The organism is Mycobacterium sherrisii, from assembly GCF_002102355.1.
In the GTDB taxonomy this organism is placed as follows: Bacteria; Actinomycetota; Actinomycetes; order Mycobacteriales; family Mycobacteriaceae; genus Mycobacterium; species Mycobacterium sherrisii.
In genome coordinates this window covers 1-11,767 of the sequence record NZ_LQPT01000098.1, presented here as the reverse complement: position 1 = coordinate 11,767, position 11,767 = coordinate 1, and the positions used below count along the sequence as shown (strand labels likewise).

Genomic DNA, 11,767 nt, shown 5'->3' with positions numbered 1-11,767 from the left:
TCAGCCCGCGACGGCGGCCGGACCCTGCGCCGCCGAGACCACCTCGTCGATGACGTCGTGGATGAACTGCATCTTGTTCAGCACGGCGACCGGCAGCACGAACGGATACAGATCGTCGTGGCCCATCGAACGGTTCACCATGTTCAGCGACCACGACAGCGGGATCCACATGTCGATGATGTTGGGAAAGGCGCTGGGGCCCAACGGCGGCCGGTCGAACGTCGCCGATGCCGACGCGAAGCCGCACCACGCCGAGGTGTCCATGGTGTCGCGGATGTGCAGATAGTGCGCGAACGTCTCGGCCCAGTCCTCGGCCGGGTGCATGGTGGCATAGGACGAGACGAACGTCTCCTGCCAGCCCTCCGGGGCGCCCTCGCTGTAATGGCGGTCCAGCGCCTCCTGATAGTCGGCGTCGGGATCACCGAACAGCTCGTTGAACCGTCGTAGGTAGTCCTGGGACGGGGCGATGAGCCGGTAGAAGTAGTAGTGGCCGATCTCGTGCCGGAAATGCCCGAGCAGGGTCCGGTACGGCTCGTCCATCTCCACCCGCAGCTGCTCGCGATGAGCGTCGTCGCCCTCGGCCAAATCCAGTGTGATGACCCCGTTTTCGTGGCCGGTCAGCACCTGCTCGTGCGCACTGGACAGCAGCCGGAAGGCCAGCCCCTGCTCGGGATCCTGCTGCCGCCCGATGATCGGCAGTTTCAGCTCGTGCAGCTCGACGATCAGCCGGCGCTTGGCCGCCTCGGCCTGGGCGAACTCCGCCAAACCGACCGAATCGGCGTCGTTGGGACGCTCGGTGGTCAGCGCACACGACGTGCACAGCAACCGGGGATTGTTGACCGGCACCAGCCAATTGCATTCGGCGACCTGCAGATTGGCGCAGAGCTGATACTGTGCGCCGTCGACGAAGCCCGCGTGGTCGCCGGCTTGGTTGTTGTTTCCGTCGGCAATCACCAGCAGCGCCATCTGCTCGAGCGAAAAGCCCAGCGCGCTACCGCAGTTCAGGCAGGTGGAGTTCTCGAACGCCAGCCGCTGCCCGCAGTTGGGACAATTGAAGTCACGCATATAGTTCATCACCTTCGAACGGCACCACATCGACTGCGACGTCGATCACGCTGTGTTCCGAGTCGGTGTAGATGATGCCGCGCAGCGGCGGCACGTCGGCGTAGTCGCGGCCTCGGCCAACGATGATGTACCGCTGATCGACCATCTGGTCGTTGGTGGGATCCAGCCCCAGCCACTCGAACTGGCCGGGCTCCTGAGGAGTCCACACGGCGGCCCACGCATGGGTCGCGTCAATTCCGATCATCCGTTCCTTTCCCGGGGGTGGGTTGGTGGCCAGATACCCGGAGACATAGCTGGCCGCCAACCCGTTTGCGCGCAGGCAGGCGATCGCCAGCCTGGCAAAGTCTTGGCATACCCCCTCCCGGGCCACCAGAACCTCATTGACCCCGGTGGAAATCGTCGTCGATCCCGACCGGTAGGTGAAGTCGGTGAAGATGCGCGACGCGAGGTCGCGCAGCGCCTCGATCAGCGGGCGGCCGGGGGCGAAACTGGGCGCCGCGTAGTCGCGGACCTCGTCGGTGATCTCGGGTGGATTGAGGTCCAGCGCGTACTCGGTGGCCAGCGCGCCGCGACGCCCGGACGGCCGGGCCTGCTCCCACGGTTGGATGGCCGGACCGCTGCTGTACCGCTGGGGTGGCGCCGGGTAGACGTCGACGATGGAGTCGCTGATCACGGTCAAAGCGCGGTGCGGCTCGGTGACGTGGAAGTAGGAGCTGATGTTGCCGTAGCCGTCGACGCTGGTCGAGCTGTCCGCCGGGACCGGGTCGATGGTCAGCCGGTGCGCGATGCAGCGCTGCCGCTGCGAGTCCCGCGGGGTGAGGAAGCCGCGGCCATAGGAGCTGGTCACGACGTCGGAATAGCGGTACTCGGTGCGGTGGGTGACGCGATGCCTGCGCGCCTGCGCGCCGTGGTCTGCAGCAGACAACGAAACACCTCCCGGGTATCTGCTCGTGCAGGTTGGCGACCGATAGCCAATACGGCACCAAGCGCACCATAGCGGGAGCACAATTGGAGAGGTGGCCACCTGGGACGACGTTGCCCGAATCGTCGGTGAGCTGCCACTGACCTCCGAGCAGTCACCACACGACTGGCGAGTCGGCAAGAAGTTGCTCGCCTGGGAGCGGCCGCTGCGCCCGAAAGACCGGGAAGCGCTGGCGGCCAACGGGGTCCCGCCACCCGAGGGCGACATTCTCGGGGTGCGGGTGTCCGACGAGGGCGTCAAGTACGCGCTGGTGGCCGACGAGCCGCGAATCTACTTCACCACCCCGCATTTCGATGGCTACCCCGCGGTCCTGGTCAAGCTGGACGCGATCGACGCGCGCGGTCTCGAGGAGCTGATCACCGAGGCCTGGCTGTCGCAGGCCCCCAAGAAGCTCGTGCAGGAGTTCCTCACCGGGTCGTTCTGAGCGTTCACGTCGTTGCGAGGTCGATCACCCGCTGCAGGTCGTCGATGCATGCCTGCACGACGTCGGCCAGCACCACCTCGGTGCGCTCCCGGGCGTCCGCCAGCAGGCTCGCCGCATGCCGGCGGGCGGCGTCGACGTGGCCGGTCGCCGCGGCCGGGTCGGCATCGGCCAGCGCGGTCGCCCGCCTCAGGTCGTCGAGCACCTCCGCGGCGGGATGCGATGGCCGACCGCGACGGCCGTCGGGGCTGCCAACGGAGGCGGGCACGACGACGCGGGCCAGCTGCAGCACCGCACCCGCCAGTAGCGCCAGCTGCACGGCCTGCTGGTCGCCGGCCCGCACGGCGTCGCGAAGCCCCCATCGCCGCGGCGCTACCCGAACGATCTGCCGCGAGGTAGTCCGCGCCTGGATGAGGCCGCCGAGCTGTTCGTGCACCCGGTCGACCGCCGGCAGCGGCCAGTCGGCAGCGGGTGTTTCGCGGCCGCGCACGAGATCGCCGGTGCGCTGCAGCACCCATTCCAGGGTCCCCAGCACCGCGAGCCGCGACGAGCGCAGCACCATCAGCGGGTTGGCCGGGAAGAGCAGGACGGCGATGACGATGGCCAGGCCGCCGCCGATCAGCGCGTCGAAGATGCGTTCCCACCCGACACCGCTGCGGTAGAGGGCGATCACCAGGATCGACGACACCACGGTTTGGTTGGCGAACATCATGCCCTGGCCGATCAGACCCTGTCCGATGAAAACCGCGGCCAGCAGGGCGATCAACGCCGCGAGCGTGACCGACAGGGTCCCCGGCCCGAGCAGCTCCTGCACGACGGTGCCCGTCCCGATGCCGACCGTCACGCCGATGATCATCTGGATGGCCCGTTGGGCGCGCAGCACGTTGCTCGTCGAAAGGGACACCGCCGCGGCGATCGGCGCGAAAAACGGTTGCGGATGCGCGAGCACGTCGTGCGCGATGTACCAGGACAGCCCCGCCGCCACCGAGGTCTGCAGCAGGTTGAACCACACACCGCGGACCCGCTGCGCACCGCCGACGACGGCGGCGCGCGCGAACGGATGCGTCAGCAGTGATGTGCTCATTCCGCTTATTTACCGCAGCGGCTGTGCGTGCGGCAATGCGGACGAGTCAGCCGCGCTGCAACTCGAAGAGCGGGATGACCCGGCTGGTCTTCGACTGAAATTCCGCGAACACCGGCGCCCCGGCGGTGAGCTTGGGCAGGATCGCCGCGCGTTCGGCGGGCGGCAGTTCGCGCGCGGTCGCGTCGTAGGCCTGCACACCCGCGTCGGTGGCAACCTCGAGACGCACCTGTGCGTTGGCGCGGAACTCCTCGATGAGGTTGCGGTTGAACTCTTTTACGGTGTCGCGATCTGGTCGCTGTTCGGTCACGTCTGTGGAACCGTCTTGGGTTTGACGTCTATTCCGGACTCTTTGCGCTGCTGCGCGGTGATCGGCGCGGGCGCGTCGGTCAGCGGGTCGACGCCGCCGCCGGTCTTCGGGAAGGCGATCACCTCGCGGATGGAGTCCACCCCCGACAACAGGGCGTTGATCCGGTCCCAGCCGAACGCGATGCCGCCGTGCGGCGGTGCGCCAAAGGTGAACGCTTCCAACAGAAATCCGAACTTGTCTTCGGCTTCGGCCTTGTCCAGGCCCATCACCGCGAACACCTTTTCCTGGATGTCGCGGCGGTGGATACGGATCGAGCCGCCGCCGATCTCGTTGCCGTTGCAGACGATGTCGTAGGCATCGGCCAGCACGCCGCCCGGGTCGGTGTCGACCACATCGGAGAACTCGGGTTTGGGCGAGGTGAACGCGTGATGCACCGCGGTCCAGGCGCCGGATCCCACGGCCACGTCGCCGGCGACGGTCGCGTCTTCGGCGGGCTCGAACAGCGGCGGGTCGACGACCCACACGAATGCCCAGGCTCCGGAGTCGATGAGGCCCAGCCGGTTGGCGATCTCACCGCGGGCCGCGCCCAGCAGGGCGCGCGACGATTTCACCGGGCCGGCGGAAAAGAAGATGCAGTCCCCCGGATTGGCCCCGACGTGGGCGGCCAGTCCCGCGCGTTCGGTGTCCGACAGGTTCTTGGCGACCGGACCGCTCAGCTCGCCGTCCTCGCCGACCAGCACGTAGGCCAGCCCGCGATGCCCGCGTTGCTTGGCCCATTCCTGCCACCCGTCCAGGGTGCGCCGCGGCTGCGACGCCCCGCCGGGCATCACCACGGCTCCGACGTAGGGCGCCTGGAACACCCGAAAAGTGGTGTCTTTGAAGAACTCTGTGCACTCGACGAGCTCTAGCCCGAAGCGCAGGTCGGGCTTGTCGGAGCCGAACCGGCGCATGGCGTCGGCGTAACTGATCCGCGGGATCGGGGTCGGGATCTGGTAGCCGATCAGGGCCCACAGCGCGGTCAGGATCTCCTCGGAGATCGCGATGATGTCCTCGGCGTCGACGAAGCTCATCTCCATGTCGAGCTGGGTGAACTCCGGTTGCCGGTCGGCGCGGAAGTCCTCGTCGCGATAGCAGCGTGCGATCTGGTAGTAGCGCTCCATGCCGGCCACCATCAGCAGCTGCTTGAACAGTTGTGGGCTTTGCGGCAGGGCGTAGAACGAGCCGGGATGCAGCCGGGCGGGCACCAAAAAGTCGCGGGCCCCCTCCGGGGTCGAGCGGGTGATGGTCGGCGTCTCGATCTCGACGAAGTCGTGCCGGGCCAGCACCGCCCGGGCGGCGGCATTGACCTTGGACCGCAACCGGATTGCCGCGGCCGGGCCAGCACGGCGCAGGTCGAGGTAACGGTACTTCAGCCGCAACTCCTCACCCGCCGGCTCGTCGAGCTGGAAGGGCAGCGGCGCGCTTTCGCCGAGCACCGTCAGCGAGGTGGCGTTGACCTCGACGTCGCCGGTCGATATCTCGGCGTTGGCGTTGCCCTCCGGGCGGATCTCGACGACGCCGTGCACGGCGATGCAGAATTCGGCCCGCAGCCGGTGCGCCTGCTCTAGGACCTGCCCTTCTTCCAGGGCGTCGCGGAAGACGACCTGGGCGACCCCGGACGCGTCGCGCAAGTCGATGAAGATGACGCCCCCGTGGTCGCGGCGGCGCGCCACCCACCCCACCAGTGTCACCTGCTGGCCGGCGTCGGCAGCCCGAAGCGAACCAGCGGTGTGACTGCGCAGCACGAAGACTCCCCTCTACCTTGGACGACTGACCAGTCTAAGGGGCGGTGTAACTTCACTTTTATCGCCACAAACATCGCACTCGTCGGCCCCGGCGCCGTCGGCACGACGGTTGCCGCCCTGCTGTATCGGGCCGGCCATTCCGTCCTTGTCTGCGGCCGCACCGCGCGCGAGAAGATCGAACTGCGTCCCGACGGGCAGGAACCTATCGTCGTGCCCGGCCCGGTGCACACCGACCCCGCCGAGGTAGACGGCCCGGTGGACCTGGTGGTGTTGGCGGTCAAGGCCACCCAGAATCATCGGGCGGCCGGCTGGCTGTCCCGGCTGTGCGCCCCGCACACCGTGGTCACGGTGCTGCAGAACGGCGTCGAACAAGTCGAGCAGGTGCAGCCGATGTGCCCGGATTCGGCCGTCATCCCCGGCATCGTCTGGTATTCCGCCGAGACCCAACCCGAGGGTTGGGTGCGGCTGCGCACCGAGCCGGCACTGGTCTTGCCGTCCGGCCCCGCGGCCGCGACGGTCGCCGAGCTGCTGAGCGGCGCCGGTTGCCGGGTGGACTGCGACCCCGACCACCACACGGCGGCCTGGCGCAAACTGCTCACCAATGCCCTGGCCGGGTTCATGGCGCTGGCCGGGCGGCGCGCCGGGATGTTTCGCCGCGACGACGTCGCCGTGCTGGCGCGCCGTTACGTGGCCGAGTGCCTCGCCGTCGCGCGGGCCGAGGGCGCCCGCCTGCCCGACGGCGTGGTCGACGAGCTGGTCGGGATGTTCACGCAGGCTCCGGCGGACCTGGGCACCTCGATCCTGGCCGACCGCGAACACCACCGGCCGATGGAATGGGACATCCGCAACGGGGTGATCGTCCGCAAGGCACGCCGGCACGACCTGGCCACGCCGATCAGCGATGTGCTGGTTCCGTTACTGGCCGCGGCCAGCGACGGACCGGGCTAGGTTTATGCCTATGCATCCCTGCGAACGGGTCGGCCTCGACTTCATCGAGACCGCGCCCTTCCGCTTTCGCAACAGCGTCGATCTGGCGATCACACCCGAGCAGTTGTTCGAGGTGCTGGCCGACGCCGACGCGTGGCCGCGCTGGGCGTCGGTGATCACCAACGTGACCTGGACCAGCCCACCACCCCGCGGCGTCGGCACCACCCGCGTCGTCGAGATGCGCGGCGGCCTGAAACCTCTGGTCGGCAACGAAGAATATTTGGCGTGGGAACCGTTCAGCCACATGGCCTTTCGCTTCAATGAGTGTTCCGCCAAAAGTGTCGCCGCGTTCGCCGAGGACTACCGCGTTCAGGCCGTCCCGGGCGGGTGCCGGCTGACCTGGACGATGGCGCAGCAGGCGCGCGGGCCGGCGCGGCTGGCGATGATCGTCCGGGCCGCTGCTGAACCTGGCGCTGCGCCGGTTCCTCCGCAACTTGCGCCGCTACACCGACAGCCGTTACCCCACCAGCCCACACACTAGGAGGGTGCGATGACCTTCAACGAGGGTATGCAGATCGACACCAGCACCGCGGAGTCGTCCGGCGGCATGGGTGGCATGGGGATGGCGTTCGGGGGCGGTGGGGTCGGGCTGCTGATCCTGGTCGCCGCGTTGTTCTTCGGCATCGATCCGGGCCGCGTGGCGACCCACCAGCTGCCCAACACGGGCGGCTACTCCGCGCCCGGGTTCGATCTCAGCCAGTGCAAGACGGGCGCCGACGCCAACAAGTACGTGCAGTGCCGCGTGGTGGCCACCGGCAACTCCGTGGACGCGGTGTGGCACCAGCTGATGCAGGGCTACACCCGCCCGCACGTGCGCCTGTTCACCGGTTCGGTGAACACCGGGTGCGGCCCGGCGACGACCGCGGTGGGCCCGTTCTACTGCCCGGTGGACCAGACCGCGTATTTCGACACCGACTTCTTCAAGGAGCTGGTCGACAAGTTCGGGTCCAGCGGTGGGCCTTTCGCGCAGGAGTACGTGGTCGCCCATGAATACGGCCATCACGTGCAGCAGTTGCAGGGGCTGCTGGGCCGCTCCCAGCAGGGCGCCCAGGGCGCCGGCGGCAACGGGGTGCGCACCGAGTTGCAGGCCGACTGCTATGCCGGCATCTGGGCGCACTACGCGTCCACGGTCAAGCAGGAAAGCACCGGAGTGCCGTATCTGGAACCGTTGAGCGACAAAGACATTCAAGACGCGCTCTCGGCGGCCGCGTCGGTCGGCGATGACCGGATCCAAAAGGAGTCCACCGGGCGGGTCAACCCCGAGTCGTGGACGCATGGGTCCGCCGCGCAACGGCAGAAGTGGTTCACCGTCGGTTACCAAACCGGCGACGTGCACCAATGTGACACGTTCTCCGCCGACTATCTGGGCTAAGGGCTAGGGCGCGCGCAGCAGCGTCATCAGGTGAGCCCGGCCCGCCTCATCCAGGGCGAGCAGCGGTGCCCGCGGGTCGCCGACCGGGAAGCCCAGCAGGTCAAGGCCCGCCTTCACGGTGGTGGGCAGGCCGCCGGCGACGATGAACTCCAGCAACGGCTTGAGGTCGTCGTAGAGCAGCTGCGCCTTGTCCAGGCTGCCTGCGCGCACCGCCTCGTAGAGGTCCAGGCACGGCTGTGCTCGCAGATTCGGGGCGGCCGTGCACCATCCGGAGGCGCCGGCCTTCAGGGCGTCGAGCACCAGCGGATTGCTGCCGTTGTAGAACGGCAGCCGACCGCCGGACAGTTCGCCGATGCGCCGCATGCGGGACAGGTCGCCGGTGGATTCCTTGACCATTCGCACGTTTTCGATGTTCTCGAACATGCTGACCAGCAAGTCGGGTGGCATGTCCACGCCGCTGGTGGCCGGGTTGTTGTAGGCCATGATCGGGATGGAGACGGCGTCGCTGATGCTGCGGTAGTGCTGCACGATCTCCCGTTCGGTCAGCTTCCAGTAGGAGACCGGCAGCACCATCACCGCGTCGGCGCCGGCCTGCTGGGCGTACTCGGCGCGGCGAACGGTCCGGGCGGTCGTGACGTCCGATATGCCCACGACGACGGGAACCCGGCGATCCACGGTGGCGATCGTGGTGTCGACCACGGTGTCGAACTCGTTCTCGTCGAGGTAGGCCAATTCACCGGTGCTGCCCAGCGGGGCGATCGCGTGCACCCCCGCGGTGATCAGCCGCTCGATGAGCTCGGCCAGCGCGGCGGTGTCGATGCCCCCACCGCTGTCCCCGACGAACGGGGTGACCGGGTAGGCGATGATGCCGTGGATCTCAGACACTCGGCTCCTTAGCTTGTCGGGGAACTCGTCAGGGCGTCGGGGTGGCGGGCCAGTGCCCGGCGTGCGTAGTAGGCGAAGTTGGCCTGGCTGCGTTTGGGGGTCAGCGTCCAGTCGTGCGCCTCGCGGGCCAGCTGCTCGGGCAGCGGCTTGACCCGGCCGGCGGCCATGGCCGCCAGCTGCAGCTTCGCTGCCCGTTCGATCAGGATGCCCAGCGAGCAGGCCTCCTCGATACTGGCGCCGGCGATCACGTGACCGTGGTGCGCCAACAGCACCGCTTTCTTGTCGCCGAGTGCGGCGCTGATGATCTCGCCTTCCTCGTTGCCGACCGGCACACCCGGCCACTCGGCCAGAAACGCGCAGTCGTTGTAGAGCGGCGTGGTGTCCATGTGCGACACCACCAGCGGGACCTCGAGCATCGACAGTGCCGCCACGTGGAAGGCGTGGGTGTGCACGATGCACTGCACGTCGGGCCGGGCCCGGTAAATCCAGCTGTGAAAGCGGTTGGCGGGATTAGGGATTCCGGCCTGGGGTCCGTCACCATCGAGGACGTTGAGGTCCTCGTCGACCAGCAGCAGGTTGTCCTCGGTGATCTCGTCGAACCCCAGGCCCAGCCGCTGCGTGTAGTAGGTCCCCGGCGTTTCGGCGCGTGCGGTGATCTGCCCGGCCAGACCGGAATCATGCCCGGCGTCAAATAGCGCCCGGCAGGTCAGCGCCAGCTTCTGCCGGGTGGTCAGGTCCGAATCGGTGATGGTGGCGGCCAGCTGCTCCTGGGAGCGACGCATCAGGTCGGCTTTGGTATCGCGGAACGTGGTTGCCATGACACCAAGGTAGCATTATAGGAAACTTTGTGTCCGCGAGCGTCATCGTCCGCGATGGGAGGCCTGCCGCATGACAGCGCTGCTTCGTGCCGTCCGCAGGCAACGCGGCCTGACCCTCGAACAACTCGCCGCCCAGACGGGGCTGACCAAGAGCTACCTGTCCAAGATCGAGCGCCGGCAGAGCATCCCGTCCATCGCGGTCGCCCTCAAGGTCGCGCGCGCACTCGACGTCGATGTCGGACGGCTGTTCTCCGACGAAGCGGCTCAGGACAAGATCACCGTCGACCGCGCCACCGACGCCGACGGCCGGCGCTATCAGGTGCTGGCGTCCGCGCTGCTGGGAAAGTCCATGTCGCCGTTCATCGTTCGACCGGGTGCGGCCGTCGGCGACGATCCACACGCCGAGCACACCGGCCAGGAGTTCGTGTTCGTCCACAGCGGATGCATCGAACTTCAGTACGCAGACCAAACCGTCACGCTCGCCGCCGGCGACAGCGCGTACTTCGACGCGTCGATCAGCCACAAGATCCGCGCCCTGGGTACCGATGCGGCCGAGGTCGTCGTCGTCGCTCAGACCGAACCGCGCTAAACGGGCTGACTAGCCGGGATGGGCCGCGCAGGTGACGGTGGTGGTGGCGTCCTGGTGAGCGACGACCTGACCGTCGATCGCGAGCTCGCAGTGGAACTGCGCCGGGCCGTTGCCCGAATCTGGCCACTTCAGCATGCCGCTGGCGGTGACGCTCGCCCATTGGTTCGGGTTGGCCAGGGTGACCGTGTAGACGGCCGGCGCCCCACCGCTCAACGGAGCCTGCACGCTGGTCATGAACTTCGACGGATCCGCATTGTAGGCGGCCTGGCCTGGCGGGTCGGCGTTCACGTAGGAGACGTTGGCTGTCAGATTGTTCGGGCTGGTCACGGTGTAGGTCACCTGATGGCCCTCCGCATGCGCTGTGGCCGGGCCAAACATCGCGCCTGCCGCGGCCGCGACCAGTGCAAACGTTGCCGACGCGACGGGGAGCGCCCCATTCCGCAGGTTCGTCATCACCTTCGTCATATCGAAAACGCTACCGGATTCGTTACCGACGGTTCCGGCGTTCACCGCGCGATCTGCTCGCCGTTGCCTGGCTCCGGTATGAAGCAGGCATGACACTTCCTGAGTCAAGGCTGCGGTTTGCGGCTTTTGCGCGGCTCCGTGGAGGTTGGGGTTGTAGGGCTGGTGGGTGTGCCAGCAGCGGTAGATGACGCGGATCCAGGCTCGGGCGAGGATGCGTACGGCGTGGGGGTGGTCGTGTCCGCGGCCGCGGGCTGTGGTGTAGATGTTTGCGGCCCAGGGGCTTTCGTGGCGGCTGTTGTCGGCGAAGGTGGTCAGTGCCCTTCGGAAGCGTTTGTTGCAGGCCCAGCGGAAGTGCACCGCGTGTTGTTTACCGGAGGCTTTAGTTACCGGGGTGACCCCGGCCAGAGCGGCGATGGCGTCGGGTCCGTCGTAGGCTGCGCGGGAGTCGCCCCACTCGGCGAGCACCTGGGCGGCGTTGATCTGACCCGACCTTGGCAGCGACGTGAAGATCTCGGCGTCCGGGTGCTCCCCGAGGCGGGTGAGGGTCGACCGGTCGAGGGCCTTGCTGGCGTTGTTGAGTGCTTCCAGGATGTTGACCAGGGCTGCCACGGTGTCAGCGATGGCGGTGGTCAGGGCGGGGTCGGTGGTGCCGGCGGGTGCGCTGCGCAGTCGGGCGAGCAGTTCTTTGGCTGGTCGACGGCCGGAGTAGGCGTGTTTGGCCAAGAAGGCGGCCAGCCGTTTCTCGCCGAGGCGGGTGGCGCTGACGGCGGTCGGGTAGTGGCGCAGGAAGGCCAGGCTGATCGGGGATTCGACGTCGGCGAAGATCGCTTTGGCGCCGGGCCAGTGGTCCTCGAGCAGGGCGCTGAGTTGGTTGGTGGCCGACACCCGCATCTTGACGATGTCGTCGCGGGTGCGCACCACCGTGCGCAATGCCTTGGTCTGGGCGCTGTAGGGCGCCACCGGACGCAGTCGATGGTGGCGCAGCCGCAGGTACTCGGCGATCACCAG

12 protein-coding genes and 2 pseudogenes are annotated in these 11,767 nt (G+C 67.9%); 5 read left to right on the top strand and 9 right to left on the bottom strand.

The window, feature by feature from the left end:
* Together AWC25_RS19770 and AWC25_RS19765 are read right to left on the bottom strand one after the other, a co-directional pair.
* On the bottom strand, positions 1-1,065 hold the full coding sequence (locus AWC25_RS19770) for a zinc-binding metallopeptidase family protein (protein ID WP_069402115.1): 1,065 nt from the start codon (positions 1,063-1,065) through the stop codon (positions 1-3).
* The gene (locus AWC25_RS19765) at positions 1,058-1,990 is read right to left on the bottom strand and encodes a transglutaminase family protein (RefSeq protein WP_085167319.1); all 933 of its coding nucleotides are present in this window, start codon (positions 1,988-1,990) and stop codon (positions 1,058-1,060) included. Before AWC25_RS19765 ends, AWC25_RS19770 begins: the two co-directional genes overlap by 8 nt.
* Before the next feature lie 91 nt (positions 1,991-2,081).
* On the opposite strand from AWC25_RS19765, the gene AWC25_RS19760 reads away from it, so the two are divergent.
* Entirely contained in the window at positions 2,082-2,471 is a 390-nt protein-coding gene (locus tag AWC25_RS19760; RefSeq protein ID WP_069402117.1) for an MmcQ/YjbR family DNA-binding protein, read from the top strand.
* Positions 2,472-2,475: 4 nt separating this feature from the next.
* Here the strand turns inward: AWC25_RS19760 and AWC25_RS19755 are convergent, their stop codons facing one another.
* The 3 genes from AWC25_RS19755 to aspS are packed head-to-tail and all read right to left on the bottom strand — an operon-like array spanning position 2,476 to position 5,643.
* Positions 2,476-3,552 (bottom strand): FUSC family protein, encoded by a 1,077-nt coding sequence (locus tag AWC25_RS19755; protein ID WP_085167318.1) that lies wholly within the window; start codon positions 3,550-3,552, stop codon positions 2,476-2,478.
* Between the two features lie 46 nt (positions 3,553-3,598).
* The gene (locus AWC25_RS19750) at positions 3,599-3,859 is read right to left on the bottom strand and encodes a nitroreductase/quinone reductase family protein (protein ID WP_085167317.1); all 261 of its coding nucleotides are present in this window, start codon (positions 3,857-3,859) and stop codon (positions 3,599-3,601) included.
* A complete protein-coding gene (gene aspS, locus AWC25_RS19745; protein WP_085167316.1) occupies positions 3,856-5,643 on the bottom strand; it encodes an aspartate--tRNA ligase in 1,788 nt (595 codons plus the stop codon). Before aspS ends, AWC25_RS19750 begins: the two co-directional genes overlap by 4 nt.
* A gap of 60 nt (positions 5,644-5,703) precedes the next feature.
* Here aspS and AWC25_RS19740 point away from each other — a divergent pair, with 60 nt between their 5' ends.
* The 3 genes and pseudogenes from AWC25_RS19740 (at position 5,704) to ypfJ (ending at position 8,002) form a co-directional block, all read left to right on the top strand.
* Positions 5,704-6,591 (top strand): oxidoreductase, encoded by an 888-nt coding sequence (locus AWC25_RS19740; RefSeq protein WP_198166712.1) that lies wholly within the window; start codon positions 5,704-5,706, stop codon positions 6,589-6,591.
* Between the two features lie 10 nt (positions 6,592-6,601).
* Positions 6,602-7,124, top strand: a pseudogene (locus AWC25_RS19735) (SRPBCC family protein).
* The gene (ypfJ, locus tag AWC25_RS19730; RefSeq protein WP_069402121.1) at positions 7,121-8,002 is read left to right on the top strand and encodes a KPN_02809 family neutral zinc metallopeptidase; all 882 of its coding nucleotides are present in this window, start codon (positions 7,121-7,123) and stop codon (positions 8,000-8,002) included. The pseudogene AWC25_RS19735 and the gene ypfJ overlap by 4 nt, the downstream one beginning before the upstream one ends.
* 3 nt (positions 8,003-8,005) lie before the next feature.
* Here ypfJ and AWC25_RS19725 read toward each other — a convergent pair whose 3' ends face one another.
* Together AWC25_RS19725 and AWC25_RS19720 are read right to left on the bottom strand one after the other, a co-directional pair.
* Positions 8,006-8,887, bottom strand: coding sequence for a dihydrodipicolinate synthase family protein (locus tag AWC25_RS19725; protein ID WP_069402122.1), 882 nt, complete (start codon positions 8,885-8,887; stop codon positions 8,006-8,008).
* A gap of 8 nt (positions 8,888-8,895) precedes the next feature.
* Complete coding sequence (locus tag AWC25_RS19720; RefSeq protein ID WP_085167315.1) at positions 8,896-9,705, bottom strand: aldolase; 810 nt, start codon at positions 9,703-9,705, stop codon at positions 8,896-8,898.
* A gap of 70 nt (positions 9,706-9,775) precedes the next feature.
* On the opposite strand from AWC25_RS19720, the gene AWC25_RS19715 reads away from it, so the two are divergent.
* Positions 9,776-10,294, top strand: a complete 519-nt coding sequence (locus AWC25_RS19715; protein WP_069402124.1) for a helix-turn-helix domain-containing protein — start codon at positions 9,776-9,778, stop codon at positions 10,292-10,294.
* 9 nt (positions 10,295-10,303) lie between these two features.
* On the opposite strand, the gene AWC25_RS19710 is transcribed toward AWC25_RS19715, so the two are convergent.
* Complete coding sequence (locus tag AWC25_RS19710) at positions 10,304-10,747, bottom strand: hypothetical protein (protein WP_069402131.1); 444 nt, start codon at positions 10,745-10,747, stop codon at positions 10,304-10,306.
* 282 nt (positions 10,748-11,029) lie between these two features.
* A pseudogene (locus tag AWC25_RS19705) lies at positions 11,030-11,764 on the bottom strand (transposase); the annotation flags it as partial.
* Between the last annotated feature and the right edge of the window lie 3 nt (positions 11,765-11,767).